General features: G+C 39.6%; 19 protein-coding genes and 2 tRNA genes. 10 read left to right on the forward strand and 11 right to left on the reverse strand.

Annotated elements, in window-relative coordinates:
* Positions 1-68 precede the first annotated feature (68 nt).
* From AAEU29_RS19885 to AAEU29_RS19900, 4 genes are all read left to right on the forward strand, one after another.
* Positions 69-446 carry a hypothetical protein gene (locus AAEU29_RS19885; protein ID WP_421974942.1) on the forward strand — a complete coding sequence of 126 codons (378 nt, stop codon included), beginning with the start codon at positions 69-71 and terminating at the stop codon, positions 444-446.
* A complete protein-coding gene (locus AAEU29_RS19890; protein WP_421974943.1) occupies positions 447-2,777 on the forward strand; it encodes a fatty acid cis/trans isomerase in 2,331 nt (776 codons plus the stop codon).
* A 106-nt stretch (positions 2,778-2,883) separates the two neighbouring features.
* The gene (locus AAEU29_RS19895) at positions 2,884-3,384 is read left to right on the forward strand and encodes a hypothetical protein (RefSeq protein ID WP_421974944.1); all 501 of its coding nucleotides are present in this window, start codon (positions 2,884-2,886) and stop codon (positions 3,382-3,384) included.
* A 48-nt stretch (positions 3,385-3,432) separates the two neighbouring features.
* The gene (locus AAEU29_RS19900; RefSeq protein WP_274763515.1) at positions 3,433-4,053 is read left to right on the forward strand and encodes a dUTP diphosphatase; all 621 of its coding nucleotides are present in this window, start codon (positions 3,433-3,435) and stop codon (positions 4,051-4,053) included.
* Positions 4,054-4,100: 47 nt separating this feature from the next.
* Here AAEU29_RS19900 and AAEU29_RS19905 read toward each other — a convergent pair whose 3' ends face one another.
* Positions 4,101-4,412 carry a c-type cytochrome gene (locus AAEU29_RS19905; protein WP_421974945.1) on the reverse strand — a complete coding sequence of 104 codons (312 nt, stop codon included), beginning with the start codon at positions 4,410-4,412 and terminating at the stop codon, positions 4,101-4,103.
* Positions 4,413-4,602: 190 nt separating this feature from the next.
* On the reverse strand, positions 4,603-5,259 hold the full coding sequence (yrfG, locus tag AAEU29_RS19910) for a GMP/IMP nucleotidase (RefSeq protein ID WP_421974946.1): 657 nt from the start codon (positions 5,257-5,259) through the stop codon (positions 4,603-4,605).
* Positions 5,260-5,319: 60 nt separating this feature from the next.
* On the opposite strand from yrfG, the gene nudE reads away from it, so the two are divergent.
* The 4 genes from nudE to AAEU29_RS19930 all read left to right on the forward strand — a co-directional run bounded on the left by nudE (position 5,320) and on the right by AAEU29_RS19930 (position 7,020).
* The gene (gene nudE, locus AAEU29_RS19915; protein ID WP_421974947.1) at positions 5,320-5,874 is read left to right on the forward strand and encodes an ADP compounds hydrolase NudE; all 555 of its coding nucleotides are present in this window, start codon (positions 5,320-5,322) and stop codon (positions 5,872-5,874) included.
* Between the two features lie 22 nt (positions 5,875-5,896).
* Positions 5,897-6,688 carry a 3'(2'),5'-bisphosphate nucleotidase CysQ gene (gene cysQ, locus AAEU29_RS19920; RefSeq protein ID WP_421974948.1) on the forward strand — a complete coding sequence of 264 codons (792 nt, stop codon included), beginning with the start codon at positions 5,897-5,899 and terminating at the stop codon, positions 6,686-6,688.
* A 105-nt stretch (positions 6,689-6,793) separates the two neighbouring features.
* Positions 6,794-6,870 (forward strand) — tRNA-Met (locus tag AAEU29_RS19925).
* 73 nt (positions 6,871-6,943) lie between these two features.
* Positions 6,944-7,020 (forward strand) — tRNA-Met (locus tag AAEU29_RS19930).
* Positions 7,021-7,344: 324 nt separating this feature from the next.
* Here the strand turns inward: AAEU29_RS19930 and AAEU29_RS19935 are convergent.
* The 7 genes from AAEU29_RS19935 to AAEU29_RS19965 form a co-directional block, all read right to left on the reverse strand.
* Positions 7,345-7,776 (reverse strand): GNAT family N-acetyltransferase, encoded by a 432-nt coding sequence (locus AAEU29_RS19935; protein WP_421974949.1) that lies wholly within the window; start codon positions 7,774-7,776, stop codon positions 7,345-7,347.
* Positions 7,777-7,811: 35 nt separating this feature from the next.
* Positions 7,812-8,414, reverse strand: a complete 603-nt coding sequence (locus tag AAEU29_RS19940) for a DNA-J related domain-containing protein (protein ID WP_421974950.1) — start codon at positions 8,412-8,414, stop codon at positions 7,812-7,814.
* 57 nt (positions 8,415-8,471) lie between these two features.
* Positions 8,472-9,677 carry a dipeptidase gene (locus tag AAEU29_RS19945; protein WP_421974951.1) on the reverse strand — a complete coding sequence of 402 codons (1,206 nt, stop codon included), beginning with the start codon at positions 9,675-9,677 and terminating at the stop codon, positions 8,472-8,474.
* 140 nt (positions 9,678-9,817) lie between these two features.
* Entirely contained in the window at positions 9,818-10,051 is a 234-nt protein-coding gene (locus AAEU29_RS19950; protein WP_421974952.1) for a YheU family protein, read from the reverse strand.
* On the reverse strand, positions 10,048-11,031 hold the full coding sequence (locus AAEU29_RS19955; RefSeq protein ID WP_421974953.1) for a hydrolase: 984 nt from the start codon (positions 11,029-11,031) through the stop codon (positions 10,048-10,050). The genes AAEU29_RS19950 and AAEU29_RS19955 overlap by 4 nt, the downstream gene beginning before the upstream one ends.
* A gap of 400 nt (positions 11,032-11,431) precedes the next feature.
* The gene (locus AAEU29_RS19960; protein ID WP_421974954.1) at positions 11,432-11,905 is read right to left on the reverse strand and encodes a TIGR02444 family protein; all 474 of its coding nucleotides are present in this window, start codon (positions 11,903-11,905) and stop codon (positions 11,432-11,434) included.
* Positions 11,883-13,811, reverse strand: coding sequence for an ATP-binding cassette domain-containing protein (locus AAEU29_RS19965; RefSeq protein ID WP_421974955.1), 1,929 nt, complete (start codon positions 13,809-13,811; stop codon positions 11,883-11,885). The genes AAEU29_RS19960 and AAEU29_RS19965 overlap by 23 nt, the downstream gene beginning before the upstream one ends.
* 100 nt (positions 13,812-13,911) lie before the next feature.
* Here AAEU29_RS19965 and AAEU29_RS19970 point away from each other — a divergent pair, with 100 nt between their 5' ends.
* A complete protein-coding gene (locus tag AAEU29_RS19970) occupies positions 13,912-14,112 on the forward strand; it encodes a YheV family putative zinc ribbon protein (RefSeq protein ID WP_010562181.1) in 201 nt (66 codons plus the stop codon).
* A gap of 21 nt (positions 14,113-14,133) precedes the next feature.
* Here AAEU29_RS19970 and AAEU29_RS19975 read toward each other — a convergent pair whose 3' ends face one another.
* Positions 14,134-14,346 carry a SlyX family protein gene (locus tag AAEU29_RS19975; RefSeq protein WP_421974968.1) on the reverse strand — a complete coding sequence of 71 codons (213 nt, stop codon included), beginning with the start codon at positions 14,344-14,346 and terminating at the stop codon, positions 14,134-14,136.
* Positions 14,343-15,323, reverse strand: coding sequence for a WD40 repeat domain-containing protein (locus tag AAEU29_RS19980; protein WP_421974956.1), 981 nt, complete (start codon positions 15,321-15,323; stop codon positions 14,343-14,345). The genes AAEU29_RS19975 and AAEU29_RS19980 overlap by 4 nt, the downstream gene beginning before the upstream one ends.
* A gap of 221 nt (positions 15,324-15,544) precedes the next feature.
* On the opposite strand from AAEU29_RS19980, the gene fkpA reads away from it, so the two are divergent.
* On the forward strand, positions 15,545-16,297 hold the full coding sequence (fkpA, locus tag AAEU29_RS19985) for an FKBP-type peptidyl-prolyl cis-trans isomerase (RefSeq protein WP_274763165.1): 753 nt from the start codon (positions 15,545-15,547) through the stop codon (positions 16,295-16,297).
* The last annotated feature ends 77 nt before the right edge of the window (positions 16,298-16,374 follow it).

The raw sequence follows: 16,374 nt of genomic DNA on the forward strand, positions 1-16,374 counted from the left end.
AAATCGTCAAAAAATTCAACTATTTTGCTATTATAGCGATAAATACCCTTTTAATTTCGAGAGTCTTAATGGAACACGATAACTTAGCAACGGAAAGTGTAGATATTCCTTTATTTTTTCTAGCCCCTGATGCACCAATTTCTGAAGATGCAGAACCAGCATTTTTTGTTTCAATGGCCCTAACTGAAATGGTGATGGCTGAGATGTGCCAGAAGATCAATGATGATGAAACACATACTGTTTTTCTCAAGGATTACGCTTTGCTTGATGTAAATGCTGCATGGCAATCAGCGGTTGAGAAAATAGAATCGGTACAATTACACTTAAAAAAAGGGCCGCAATTAGCTGTTATGGTCTGTACTGACAATGGTGAGCAGTTTATATCGCCATGGCTTGAGTTTGCACCAGAATTCGATTTAGGCCTTGATGACGAGGACGTTGAATAAATGAAAAAGTTCGTTGTTTTATTTTTATTTTTGGTGGTGTCAGGTTGTACTGTTATGGCGGTTAATAACTTGCAGCAAAAATATGGTTCGCCTGAAGTAAAACAACGAATTGTCGATAGCCGAACAGATCAAGGTCGGTTTTATCATGATGCAGTTAAGCCCGTATTAGAAAGTCGCTGTGTTGTTTGTCATGGTTGTTATGACGCGCCTTGTCAGTTAAAGCTAACATCACCCGCGGGTATTGACCGCGGTATCAGCAAACAATTGGTGTACGATGGCACGCGCTTAGTAGCGGCAACGCCGCACCGCTTATTTGTTGATGCACAATCAACCTTACAATGGCGTGATCTTGGCTTTTCGCCAGTATTAAACGAATATCCAGAGTCACCAGAAAATAACCTTGCCGCGAGCGTGCTTTACAACAGCCTATTGGTAAAAAAATCAAATCCGCTGCCGCAGGTTGCTCAGCTCGGCAATGAATATGATTTTTCGCTAGACCGTTCGGCCAATTGTGCGAGCATCGAAAATTACCGAGAAACCGTCTCAAAACAGCCTAATTTAGGCATGCCTTATGGCTTTCCAGCTATTAGTGATAGTGAGTTTAACGTGTTGCAGCATTGGTTAATGCAAGGTGCGAAAATGGCAAACTTAGCAGCTGTTGATGAATATACTCACCAACAGGTAAAAAAGTGGGAAGCCTTTTTAAATCAAGACTCAGCTAAACATCAATTGATGTCACGCTATATTTATGAGCATTGGTTTTTAACCAATATCTATTTTACAAAAGCAAATGACGTCACTTTCTACAAACTTGTTCGCTCAAAAACACCCCCAGGTGAACCTATTGAGGTGATTGCGACACGCCGCCCGTTTGATGACCCTAAGGTAAAACGAGTTTATTACCGTTTAGAGCGCAATCAAGCCAGCATTTTAGCTAAAAATCATATTCCGCTGGCACTTGATAACAAAGAATTAGCAAGGTTGCATCAGCTATTCCTTGAATCAGACTATGAAGTTGCTCAATTACCGAGTTATCAGGTAGAAGTTGCTTCAAACCCATTTAAGAGCTTTGCTCAAATTCCTACTGAAGTGAAGTACCAATTTTTATTGGATCACGCACAAACAATTATTATGGGCTTTATTAAGGGGCCTGTTTGTCGTGGGCAAGTTGCTTTAAATGTGATTAATGATCACTTTTGGGTTGCATTCGTTGACCCTAAACGCATTGGCAATGCTAACTTAGATACTTTTTTTAATCAGGTCGAAGACTATTTGGCAATGCCTGCAGAGCAGCAAAGCAATGCCTTACCCATTAGCAGTTGGGTGAAGTATGCTCGTTTACAAGCGAAGTTCCTTGAGCATAAAAATGCAAAAATGAATACCGCTTTTGCTGATGGAAAAGGGCTAGATATGTCGCTATTTTGGCATGGCGAAGGGCATAATGATAATGCAGCACTGACCATTTTCAGACATTTTGATAGTGCTACCGTTGTTAAAGGACTGGTTGGGCAAGCGCCAAAAACCATGTGGGTATTAGATTATAGTTTGTTTGAACGCATACATTATTTGCTGGTGGCAGGGTTTGATGTGTACGGTAATGTTGGTCATCAACTTATCACACGTTTGTATATGGATTTTTTGCGCATGGAAGGCGAGCAAAACTTTTTAGCTTTTTTACCGCCAGAAGAGCGCAAGAAGCTAAGTGCGCAATGGTATCGTGAAGCGCCAAAAAGTTTGGTCGAGCATTTAAAATCAAATGAACAATTTAACCAGCCTACTGGGATTGAGTTTAGCTCGAATGATTTGCAAGCAGAGCTTTATAGCAAAATAAAACAGCATTTAGCGGCTGTTTTAAATCCTCGCTATAAACTTGAAGATGATGCTATCAGCCAAGCATTAAATCAGCTTAATCAATTGCCTAATTTAGCTGTGCAACAACTAGCACAAGTGTCGTTTATTTTGGTTAAAAATGGTAAAGAGCATCAAAGCTATAGCTTGCTTCATCATAACGCGCATTTAAATATTTCGAGTTTATTGAATGAAGGTGCCCAGCGTGAACCAAAAGAAGACACCGCAAGTTTAGTGAATGGCTTTATTGGTGATTATCCAGCTGTTTTGTTCTATTTGGAAAAAGATCAAGTAGATGAATTTGTCAGTAAATTACATAAAGTCACTGCTGAAAAAGACTATATCGCGCTTAAAAATGAGTTTGCGATTAGACGTACAGACCCTGCTTTTTGGCATTACAGTGATATTTTGCATAAAACTGCTAAACAAGCATTAACAGTTGAATATGGAATCTTTGATTACAATCGTTTTGAGAACAAATAGTTAATGGTTTTATCTTTGTGAAACTGATGTAAACAACATGCTAACACTTGATTTGTCCCTAAATAATTTGGCAAAATCCTATAATTCGTTCTAGTTGAGAATAACAATGAAAATTTTACTAGCGATATGCATTCTTGTATTTCCGTTTTTTGCACAAGCCGATAAAGTTCAACGTAAATGCTATAGCTCCGATGGCACAGTAAAGTTCACAACTCGCCGCTGCGCTGCAGGTGAGCGAGAGGAAATTGTGAATAGTGGTCAATCACTTATACAATTTGCTCAAAAGGCAAGCAATAATGTTGGCGGTCTTAATAGTGGCTTTGATAACTCAGATCTTACCTATTTCTTAAAGCAGAACTATTCTCAAACTGCCTGGAGTGAGAATATTGTTCGCAGCTATTTAGAACCAAACGAAGCAGTTGTTGTGGTGGATACTTTCCGTATTTATAAGCTTGAAGAAATTTGCCAAGCAACGATGAATTGGATTGATCAGTATCCGCATGCACGTTTTGACTTATCGTCTATGCGCCTTGAATTTAATACAGGCGAAACCTTCGATGCACGCTATGTTAAAAAGTCGCAATGTGATTTTGAACTGAGACAATAACACGGGCTTTTTGATACACTACGGCCAATTTAATTTTAGAGAAAAATAATGTCTGCTAATGTGAATAAAATCTGCACTATGCTGGAAATGCAAAATGCAATGAATACCAAAGTGCATGCTGAATGGTTTAATCAAGGTTTTGAATGGTACCGTGCTATTTGGGTTGAATGTGCTGAAATGCTAGATCACTATGGTTGGAAGTGGTGGAAAAAGCAAACACCAGACACAGAGCAAGTTATTCTTGAATTAGTTGATATCTTTCACTTTGGTTTATCGCTACGTATTGATGGCAAAACCAGCTATCAAGAAATTGCTGAACAACTGACAGCAGAGCTTGAAAAGCCAACTCAAGCTGATGATTTTAAGCAAACACTAGAACTATTAGCTGCAAGTGCAGTTGCAAATAAAACCTTTGATGCTGCAGCATTTGCTGGTTGTATGGCGCAAATCGGTATGAATATTGATGATTTATACCGTGGTTATGTAGGTAAAAATACCCTGAATTTCTTCCGCCAAGATCACGGCTACAAAGATGGTAGCTACATTAAAGTATGGCATGGACAAGAAGATAACGAGCACTTAGTTGAAGTGGTTAAATCACTGGATATTAACCAAGCTAACTTTGCTGATTTAGTGTATCAAGGCTTAAAAGAGCGCTACCCTGCTTAATTGCTTATGATAATTAAAAGGCCGCAATTGCGGCCTTTTTTGATCTTTTAGTGCGACTTTGAAGTAATGTATTCTGCTATTTTAGTTGCTTCACTTTTACTCATAGATTTAAACACCGGCATTTTACTATTACTTTCACCTTGCTTCATTTTGTGAATTAATTGCCACTCAACTAAACCAGTTCCGATATTGGCGGGGATCCCTTTAAGGAAATTACCTTTACCGTTATCGTGATGACAACCAGCACAATGATATTCGAATAGCTGTTGGCCTGACTCTAAGGATGGGTGGTTATGGGCATCATCATTACAGGCAACCAGCATTAAAACTAAGAATAAAATTAGGCCAATTCTAATCACGTTAATCACCATCGGACGTTAGCTATTAGTGAGTTTAGTGGGCAAAAGGCGTTTCACATCCTAATAATTAGAAAAGCACTAAGTCCATTTTGAAACAGTAAGATTGCCTATCTGTAGGGAAACACTTTGCATTATCTCCCATATTGAAAATTTATGTCTGAACCCTAACTCTGTCAAATTACGGCTAGGGTTAAGCAATAGGTAAAAGGGTGCGGTAATCTTCTATAGATAAGTAGCCTGGTAAGGTTCGCGCTTCTTTAGTGGAATCAGGGTTCGCAACGGCTAGCAAATGCTTAATGCCGTAGAGCTTTGCAGCTTCTAACACTGCAAGGCTATCATCGACAAATAACGTTCTTTCTTTGTCAAAGCCAAGCTTTTGCTCTACCTGCTGCCACAGGCTTTGTGATTCTTTACTCACGCCAAATTCATGGGTTGATACAAGCGCATCTAAATGCACATCAAAGGCTGTTTGTTCAATTTTTAATGAAAGGCTGTCTGGGTGAGCATTGGTGAGTAAGATTAGCTTTTTACCAGCCATCTTTAATGCTTGTAAAAATTCAGGCACATCTTCACGTACTGTAATTAGGTGTTTGATTTCTTGTTTTAATTCAACAATCGGCAAATCGAGTTGTTGCTGCCAGTAATCTAGGCAGTACCACTCAATCTGTCCTTCCACTTTTTGGTATTTTTTTGTTAGTTCTTCAAACGCTTGCTCTTTTGTTATGCCATGCTTTTCAGCAAGTTTTTGTGGGATTAATTCAAGCCAGTAGTGATTATCGAAATGAAGGTCTAATAAAGTGCCATCCATATCAAATAAAATGGTGTCAATTTCATGCCAATTTAACATAGGTTTTTTAGTTTAAACGTTTTATTATGAATCTAAACTGTAGTTTAACAGAGTTTGATGATGGCCGAGATAAAAGGATTAACCCCACCCGAAATAACGCAAGTAACCGAGGTTTCTCACAGTAAATTATTTACAGTTGAGTCACTTGATTTGACCTTTTCAAATGGTGTGAAAAGGCAATATGAGCGAATTAAAGGTGGAGGCCGTGGTGCAGTGCTTGTGGTACCCGTTGATGGCGAGGGTAATTTGATTTTGGTTCGTGAGTATTGTGCTGGCACGCATGATTATCAGTTAGGTTTCCCAAAAGGTCTAATTGATCCAGGCGAAACCCCAGTGCAAGCTGGTAATCGTGAACTAAAAGAAGAAGCAGGTTTTGGCGCTAAACAACTTGCTGAACTAAAGTTAGTGTCGTTAGCTCCCAGTTATTTTAATGCCAAAATGCATATTCTATTAGCACAGGAACTTTACCCTGAAAAATTAGAGGGTGATGAGCCTGAACCCTTAGAAGTCGTAAAGTGGCCTTTAAGTGAATGGCAAACATTATTGCAACAAACTGATTTCACTGAAGCACGCAGTGTTGCAGCTTTACTATTAGCCAAACAGTATTTGTCTTAATTTAGATTTACAGTAGTAGCGAATGAAAGAATTTATTGAGCCTTGTATTCAAATAGCGCAACAAGCAGGTGACGCTATTTTAGATGTTTATCATCAAGAAGATATTCAACTTTGTGAAAAGTCTGACAATACCCCTGTGACAAAAGCAGATCTTGCAGCAAATGAGGTGTTGTTGGCCGGCCTAAAAGCGCTAGCCCCTGATATTCCAATTATGTCAGAGGAAACTCCAATTCCTTCATTGGCTGATCGCGCAAACTGGGATAGGTACTGGCTATTAGATCCGCTCGACGGCACTGGGGAGTTTGTACTTAAGAGCGGTGATTTTGCTGTTAATATTGCCCTTGTTGAGAATAATAAGCCGGTATTTGGTGTGATTTTCTGGCCTACAGAAGGCATTACCTATTGGGCGATGGCTGATTTGGGCGCTTTTAAGCGAGAAAACGGTGAAGATACAAAAATACAGGTGCAGCGACAGTCACAGTTAAAGTTGGCTGTAAGCCGTAGGCAAAACATTGCAACGGTAAGCCAATACATTGATCATGAGTTTGACACTTTGCCGTTGGGTTCGTGTTCACTAAAAGCGTGCGCAATTGCGGAAGGGCGTGCTGATGCCTTTATGCGAATAGGTCCAACTGGCGAGTGGGATACTGGTGCTTCACAAATTATTGTAGAAATGGCCGGTGGTAAGCTTTTTGACGCTGAATTTAATCCGATTACCTATAATCAACGTGAAACTACTGAAAACCCTGACTTTATTATTACGGGCGACCAAAGCTATCCATGGCATGAAATGATTAAACCGCACAAGCGTTGATTGTAAATTAAGCAGTTAAACATGTTTTATCAGAAAACACTTGCATAACTTTAATAAATCTTTATTATAGCGCCTCACTTAAGCAGCAAAGCTTAAGAATACAGGCGCGGGATGGAGCAGCCTGGTAGCTCGTCGGGCTCATAACCCGAAGGTCGTCGGTTCAAATCCGGCTCCCGCAACCAAATCTTTGGTAGCCAATTCTTTTAGAATGAATTAAAACTTCTAAGGCTTGTTCACGTTCGTGAACCATTCTGACGCGGGATGGAGCAGCCTGGTAGCTCGTCGGGCTCATAACCCGAAGGTCGTCGGTTCAAATCCGGCTCCCGCAACCATTTCTTGTTTTTTCTTATAATTCAAACGTATTAATCCAGTATATTTCGCCCTTCGGTCGTCGTTAGTGCCTAACGCGTATCAAATCCGGCTCCCGCAACCATTTCTTGTTTTTCCTTATAATTCAAACTTATTAATCCAGTATATTTCGCCCTACGGTCGTCGTTAGTGCCTAACGCGTATCAAATCGGCTCCCGCAACTATTTCTTGTTTTTCTCTCATAATCCAAAATATTTCGTCTTACTGTTATCGTCGTTCTAGATAATCAATAGTTAACTAATCAAGCTTCTGAAAATCTTTCTTGTATCCGAATACTTATTTTTAAATTAAATTTTTCTATCTTGCAGACTTAATACTAGTCTGAGCATATCTTTATGCTGAATACCATTTTCAAAAATGGGCTTTGAGTAGTTATCTAAAAAGTGATTTTTAATAATGCTATCTACACGAAATCCTAATCTTTGGTAAAAGCTAAGCTGATGTCCAAATGTACCTGTGCCTAATTCAATCCGTAAAAAGTCGCTTTGCTTTAGCTCTGAAATAGCGAACGACAACAGCTTTGAACCAATGCCTAACGCTTGATGTGAAGGTGTTACGGCAATATTCATTAATTCAATACACTGTGAGCTTTGTTTTTTAAAAAGGCTGGCTCCCACTAGATTGGCATCCTGAGTGGCGGCAAAACAAAGGCTATTCGATAAATATGTTTTTATCTTTTCGACATCAGGATCTGCTTCTAATAAAAGTGATAAAGGCACTATCTCAGGTGCGATTTGAGAAAATGTTAGTATCGTTATTTCGTCCTTGAAAAATGCTTAATCAGTGTTTGATAAGCAGTATTTGCGGCTAAGTAATTATCAGAGTTGTGACTTGAAGTTTTGTCTGGGTGCGAGGCGAGCGCAATTTTATACCAAGCGCGCTTTACCTGCTTTAAATTGGCATTATTAGGTAAGCCAAGTACTTCGAAAGCGCTACTTACATCATGCAGCTCACAATGGTTATGAGCAGTGTAGTAGTGCCAAAAACTATCTAATAAACTCTTTATCTCGTCAGTAGAAATCACAATGTTTGATAAGTCTAAATAGTAGTCTGCCAATTTTGAATTGGTGTTGGACAGCTGGTTTTCTTGGGAGCGTATCAGTTGAATGTTAATCGAATCGATTACTACGGTGTAGCCAATAGTTTTGGCGTCAGTTTGCAGATTAAAGAGCGCATTCATCACTAAGAAGTTTTGTTTAAATAAATTTTGCTCTGAATCTTTATCGAGCGAAGTAAGAAGTTGCTGCTCTTTTAAATGGCTAAAAATTTGGTTGAGTTTGCAATTAGGTGATTGTAAAAGCAGATCAAAAATAGCTTGTTGCAGTGAGAATGAAATGCTTTCTAAGCTATTTTCCAAGTTTTTCATCCTTGTGGTGTGATTTGGGCAACGCTTGTTGCCCAAACATGATTCAGCTTAATGCTTTTTAGCATACGCTTCAGCTTGTCGCCAAACGCGCATCGTATTACCACCTAATAGTTTGATGATATCGCTATCGGAATAGCCTCTATCAAGTAATCCCTGAACTAAATTAGGGTAGCTAGCAACATCTTTTAAACCGATTGGCAGTGAATCGCCAACACCGTCATAGTCAGAGCCAATGCCAACGTAATCAATACCAATTAGTTTAACAACATGATCGATATGATTTAGCACCTGCTCTAAGCTTGCAAATGGGTATGGGTTTTTAGCAACATAGGCTTTACGGAAATCTTTAACTTGTGGTGCGTTTTCGCCAAACTCTTCTTTTGCTTGTTTTCGCGCAGCTTTCATCTTATCGCCCCAAGCACCTGCCGCAGACGTGACAAAGCTTGAACCAAAGTTAATTTGAATAACACCGCCATTTTCTTTCAGCGCTAACAGCATTTTGTCGTCCATATTACGTTCAAAACCAGGCGTGTATTTGCGTAATGACGAATGTGATGCAATCACTGGTACTTTTGACAGTTCCATGACTTGGTAAAAGGCATCATCTGAAATATGGGATACATCAATCAGCATACCAATGTTATTCATTTCTTTGACCAGCTCTTTACCAAATGGGCTTAAGCCTTTCCACTTACGACGAATATCATATGAAGAATCTGAAATATGGTTGCTTTGCGAATGGGCAAGGGTGATATAACGCACACCACGATCAAAGAAATGTTTAAGGTTAGCCATTTCTCCTTCCATTGGTGAGCCGTTTTCCATGCCCATGGCAAGTGACATTAAGCCTTGTTTAAATTGTGCTTCAACGTCGCTGGTGCTTGTGGCGATTGCGAATTTATCTGGCGCACGTTGTGCCAGCGCTTCCATACCATCAATTAGTTGATTGGCAAGCTGATAACTTTTGCCTTTACCTTCAAATTCTAAATTGGCCGGAATATAAATCGACATAAAAGGTACATTTAAACCACCTTTCACACCTCGTGGATAGTCAAAATCACCACCTTCCGTGGCTTTTGAGACATCATCCCATTTGTGATATATGCGGTATGGCACATCGATATGGGTATCGATAAGTAAGTTTTCTTGCGCTAGCTTAATTGCTTTATCGGATGCTTTAAATTCAGTCGCGTTGCTTGTAAAGGTAATGGCTAACGCTGAGGCGATAAGGCTTGCTTTTATTAGATATTTCATAGTCGATTCTGTGTCGTTGTTTTCTTTATTGTGCTTGCTTTAACTTTGAAAGCAATAGAATCGCGATAGAAAGATTAAAAACTAGTCGAATAGCATGATTTAATAGGTTTTAGGTGAGAGTAGAAAAGCGAATGCTTTTTCTACTCGTAGTCGACATGTGACTGAAAGTCACTGGCAGGCATAATATTGATTGTTTCATGTAATTCTGAAAACACTAATACCGCAGTGCCACTTTTTAATTGCGCTTTTACTTGCTCTATTTTTTGCTCTAAAGCGGCTTCTGCTTCACCATAATCGGTGCCTTCTCTTAGCACAAACTCTTTAATTAGGTTGGTAAGGGTATCTGGATCTATTTGGTCAATTGGCACAATCATCTTAATTTGCTTAATTGTTGTTGGAAAAAATACGGTACTTGTTGTTCAAGCCAAAATATAGGTCGGAATGGGTTTTTTCCACTAATAAAACCAACATGCCCACCTTGCTTAGATACCATCAATTTAACGGCGTTACTCACATCTGAAGTTTGTGGAATAGCCTCTTCTGACAGCATTGGGTCATCCTTAGCGTGGATCACTAAGGTGGGTGTTGTTATGCGTTTTAAATATTGCTTTCCGCTTGATTTTAAATAGTAGTCAGCAGCGTCAATAAAACCATGAAGAGGGGCCGTGACTTTATTATCGAACTCCCACAAGTCGTAAATATTTTCCAGTTGCTTCGCAGTGAGGTTAATAGAGTCTTTGAGGTGCTCCAGTTTTCGCGCTGTGGATTTTTTTAATCTGTCTAGCAGGTATTTTTGATATAACTTAAAGCAGCTTTTTTGAATTACTTTACACGATGATGCTAATGCAAAAGGGGCAGAGACTACCGCTGCCGCATCTAGCTGGCTGTTTTGTTCATATTCGCCAAGGTATTTAGTTAAAACGTTTCCGCCAAGCGAAAAACCTACAGCCATTAATGGTTTGTTAGGAAATCGCTGTTTTAGCGTGTTAACTAAAAAGTGTAAATCTGTGGTCTCACCACTGTGGTATGCACGGGCTTGCAGATTAGCTTTGTATCCGCAGTTTCTGAAATGTAGCAATACGACGTCAAAACCTGCGAGCGACAGGGCTTTCATCATACCTTTTGCATAAAAGCTATCAATGTTTCCCTCTAAACCATGCAGCACAATCGCTAAGGGCTTTTCGTCAGCTTCGATGTGTTCTCTGCTCCAAATGAGTTGAAGAAAATCATCATCGGGCGTTGCTATTTCTTCTATATGGTAATCAATAGCAAGAGTTGGACGAAAAAATCGCGGTAAGATTGTTTGTGCATGCCGATTGGTCATCCACCAAGCGGGCTTAAAGTTACGATCCATAACAGTGTACAAAGGAAAAAGATTGGCTCAGTGTAGCAGAAAAAAATAAAGCACCAAACTAGTTGCCTAGTTTGATGCTTTAGTGCGTCGTGCTTAATTCTAACAGGGGTTTTCAAATGCCAGACAGATGCTGATATTATCAAATTCTTACTAAATTGGTTATGACTCGCTAGGCTCTGAGTTTTTGATCTTGTTTATAAAAAAGCCTACGTAGAAAAGGCAAAGAACAATAACTACACCTAAAATGCCGAATGATAAAAACAGCACTGGGTCCTGAAAAAAGTCTCTAAATAGATTGCTCATTGTGTTTCTCCTCTAACGTCAACACGAAAGAGAATAGATGAAGCAGGGTTAAATGATCATGACTTAGATCAAGGTTTTTCCCACGTATTTCATCGCATTAAGCAAGTTGAATTAATGTTTGATCTAGGTCAGTTTTTGACACGTGTAAAGTATTAGAGAGATAGTATTGCAACGCGAGCGCAGCGTCGCTTTTTTGCTGTTTTGCCTTGTTATAAGTGCTTATTAATATCTGCTGTTCGTGTTTTTCGAGCTCTAATTCTGCGTTTAGTAAATGTGATCTCAGCGCTGAGTAATTAGGTAAGTCTTGTAATGTCTGCTTAAACAAGCTTCTTGTTTGGCGAAGCTGTGAGGTATACGTTGTGTTAAAGTATGAGACTTCAGTATGCAATGCATCAATTTGAGATGAATCAATGGGTAACTTGTGCTCCTTTAAATAAATAAGCAGCAGGCACAAATTTATATTGGCACCATGTTTGTCTTGCAGGGTTAAAAGCACGCTGCTGTGCGTGCTTTTGCTATAGTAATCAAGCGAAAATTGCCAAAGTAGATCAGTCTGCAAATTGCGCTGCAAAGTCAGCTTCCTCTGTTTCTAATTGTTCTAGTTTTTCTAACAGTGACTCTTCAATGTCGTTTAATTGCGGCGCGAGTTTAGCTTGTTCGGCTAGTTGCTTTGTGAGTTCCGCTTTGTTTTCTTCCTGATAAATACTGGCATCAGCAAGTGCATTTTCAGCAACTTGTAATTGCTCACTAACGGTTTCTAATTGCTTTTCAAGTTTTGCAATTTCACGTTTGAGTGGCTGCATTTTAGTACGGAATTCAGCCTCTAAGCGTTTTTGCTCTTTACGGTTTTGTACCTTATTTGGTTTGCTCTCAAGCGTTGCAGCGTCGCTTTCGCTTGTTTTATTACTGCCGTTATTTGCCAGCCAGGCGTAATAATCTTCAATCTCATAACCGAGTTGCGTTACTTGACCATCATTTACAAGGTAGAACTGATCCGACGTATTTTTAAGTAAATGGCGATCGTGCGATACCGTCACCATTGCCCCTTCAAATCCTTGTAAAGCCATTACTAAGGCATGACGCATTTCAAGGTCTAGGTGGTTGGTTGGTTCGTCGAGTAGCAAGATATTTGGCTTTTGAAAAACAAGTAAAGCTAATACCAGGCGTGCTTTTTCGCCACCTGAAAATGGCGCGACAGGGTCGAGCGCTTTGTCGCCATGAAATGCAAAACAGCCAAGGAAATCCCTGAGCTCTTGCTCAGATGCCATTTTATCAAGGCGCTGTAAGTGCAATAGTGGAGATGCACTTGGGTCAAGTGACTCTAATTGATGCTGAGCAAAGTAACCAATACGTAAACCTTGGTGATGTACAAATTCACCTGCTTGTGGTGCTAATTCACCTGCTAACAGCTTAATTAGGGTAGATTTGCCGGCACCATTTTTACCGAGTAATGCAATACGGCTACCAGGCACTAGGTTTAACTTAATGTCTTGAATAATGGTTACATCACCATAGCCTGCTTTTACTTTCTCAAGTGTTACCAGAGGGTTTGGTAAGCTTGGTGGCTCTTTAAAGCTAAAATTAAAAGGCGAATCGATATGTGCAGGGGCCAGCTTTTCCATACGTTCAAGCGCTTTAACACGGCTTTGTGCTTGTTTTGCTTTTGATGCCTTAGCTTTAAAGCGGCGAATAAAACTTTCTAGATGGGCAATTTGTTCTTGTTGCTTTTCAAAGTTGCTTTGCTGCTGTGCAAGTTTTTCTGCTTTGATGCGCTCAAACTGACTGTAGTTACCCTTGTAGCTGTGAATTTGCTGTTGGTAGACATGCCAAATTTCACTCACGATTGCATCTAAGAATTCTCGGTCGTGCGAAATAAGAATTAATGTGCCTGGGTAAGACTTCAAAAACTTTTCTAACCAATACACAGCATCAAGGTCGAGGTGGTTGGTTGGTTCGTCTAGTAGTAATAAATCAGCTTCTTGTAATAGGGCTTGCGCAAGGTTTAAGCGCATTCGCCAACCACCGGAAAAGTCTTTTACGGGCAGTGAAATTTGACCCTGTGTAAAGCCAAGGCCATGAAGTAACTCACTGGCTTTTGCTTCAATATGGTAGGCCTGCATTTCTTCAAGTGCTAGGTGAATTTCTGCTTGCTTAGCACCATCATTATTTTGTTCAGCAATATGAAGTTGTTCGCGCAGCGCATAATAGTCTTCATAGCCCTGTAATACGTATTCTAATGCAGAGATAGCAAGGCCAGGGGTTTCTTGCTTTACTGATGCAATGCGCCACTCCTTCGGGATATTGCATTCACCCATATCAGGTGTCAGCTCGTTGCGAATCAAAGCAAATAAGCTGGATTTACCACAACCATTGTTACCCACTAAACCTACTTTGTGGCCGGGAAACAGTGTTGCGTTTGCTTCTTTAAGCAGTGGTTTGCCACCGCGTAATAATTCGAGATTAGAAATTTGGATCATGTACTAACAGCAATTTGAAAACTTTTCTTGCGCTAGTATATCAAGTAATCAGTGTTGTTTGTTAAAATCGCGCTATCAACATTGGGAATAATTGAAAACTATGAAACAGAAAAAACGTTTTATTGCAGGTGCAACTTGCCCTGAATGTAAAAAGCAAGACACTATGATGCTTTATAAAGAAATGGATGTTGAGAAAGTAGAGTGTGTTGAATGTGGTCACACGATGACGCAAGCTGAAGGTCAAGTGCAGGCGTCTACGCGACAGTTCGAGCAAGTTATAGGTGTATTTAAGCCTGAGTAATCAGGCTTAAATTGAAAAAACTTAGTAATGTGGTGGGGGCGTTTCAAGTTCTTGACTGATTACAGAGGATGGTTTCATCTCTTTTAGCTTTTCGCCTACCAGTTCAATTTGACGAGACATTTTAGCCATTGCAAGTTGGTGTTGCTTTAGCTCGTCATTCAAAATATCAATTGTTTCATCTTGATACGCTACTTTCATTTCAAGCTCGGTAATACGCGCTTCAAGACTATTTATTTGTTCATTTGCCATGTTTCAGATAAACCGTTAGAACTTTCACTAATTATGGTGTCATTATCGCTAAAAGCGATGTCATATACTACTGCTGATTTAGGGCGTGAGTCTTGGCGAGGTGCTACCTGCCAAGTTTTGAGTTGTTTACCACTCGATGTATCCCATAAGGCAATAGTACGAGCAGGTGAACCGGTAACAAGCAATGATGTGTCTGTATTAAAGCGTACGGCACTAAATACTTTTTGCCTTGCATGAAATTGCAAATTAGCAATTTGAGAACCGTTTTGCAGATCCCAAATGCTTGCTTGTTTTTTGCTGTCCGCAGTAAATGCTTTTCGTCCTTCAGGATCAAGAGCCACTTTAGTAACGCGACTTGGGTGCGTAAAACGGTGGATTACTTGTGCACTGCGAGTATCCCAAAGGTAAGCTGTGTAATCGTTAGCACCAGTAAGCGCGAAATAACCATTCGGTGATAAATCAACCGCATTCACTTTTTCTGTATGGCCTAAAAACTCAATACGTCGACCAGTATTTAAATCTACGTGAATGACTTTGCCATCGCCACGACCATAAAGTACATAGCGACCATTATTGCTAATAGCGATATCACGAATACTGGATTCTTGGATTTTCCAAAATCCGATGTTTTCGCCACTTTCTAAACTCCAAACTGCAAAATTAGTGCGATCAGCGGTCACTGCGAACTTATCGTCATCACTGATGTCTATAGCCAGCACAAGGTTATCGGTATCTTGCTGGTGGCTCCACTGGTAAAGCAATGCGTTGTCATTCAAATTCCATACTGATACGCCATGATTAATAGAAGAGACAATCGCGAGCGTACCCTTGTTATTTAATGCTGCGGCATAACTGCCTTGTACAGCATGTTCTTGTGCATTTTTAGGAATCGCGTTCGAGTTATCACAAGCTGTTAAGGCAAATAGCATAAAAAGTATCAAGGTTAGGCGATATGGCTTCATTTTTAATCTAATTTTCCTTAACTCTTGGGCTACGAGAGGTTAGACTAGGACGAGTTTTGAGAACAAGGTAGTTACAGATATTTATTATCGGTTGTCTCAAGTATGCGTCTTTGTCGTCATTTTTGTGTTTTACATTGATGTTTGTCAGCCTATCATGTAACTCATTTAATTTTAACTTAGATAATTGTAGATAAAAGGCATTTTATTTGCCGGAGAAAAAAATGAAAAAAGTATTTAAACTTTCATTTGTTGCTGCATCAGTGCTTGCGCTTGCTGCATGTAACAAAGAAGCTCCTAAAGCTGAAGTGAAACTAGAGACCGAAGTACAAAAACAAGCATATGGTCTTGGCGCTTCAATTGGTGATTTCTTAAAGAAAGATCTTGAAGGCAAAACTGAAATGGGTTTTGTATTAGATAAAGAGTTAATCGTAGCTGGTTTAGAAGAATCTCTTGCTGGTAAATCAAAATTAACTGAAGAAGAAATCAAAGAGCTTCTAACTAAACTAAACACTGATTTTGCTGAAAAACAGCAAGCTGCTGCTCAAGCAAAAGCAGAAGAAGTTAAAGCGCAAGGCGTTGCTTTCTTAGCTGAAAATGCAAAGAAAGAAGGCGTAGTAACGACAGATTCTGGTCTACAGTATGAAGTTTTAGCGCAAGGTGAAGGTAAAAAGCCTTTAGCAACAGATACTGTTGAAGTTCACTATAAAGGTACATTAATTGATGGTACTGAGTTCGATAGCTCTTACTCACACGGTGAGCCAATTACTTTCCCACTTAATCGCGTAATTAAAGGTTGGACTGAAGGTGTTCAGCTAATGGCTGAAGGTTCAAAATTCAAGTTCTTCATTCCTTCAGAACTTGCATATGGTGAGCGTGATCTTGGTAAGATCCCTGCTAATTCAACGCTTATTTTTGAAGTTGAGCTATTAAAAGTAGTTCAGCCTGAAGCTGAAAAAGAAGCTGCATCTGAATAATATTTAAAAATATACGTTATTTTTTAAGCCACCTTTTGGGTGGCTTTTTTATTTGCATTTGTAGAATTATTGCTCTA

It is taken from the genome of Pseudoalteromonas aquimarina (assembly GCF_049257255.1).
Taxonomy (GTDB): Bacteria; Pseudomonadota; Gammaproteobacteria; order Enterobacterales; family Alteromonadaceae; genus Pseudoalteromonas.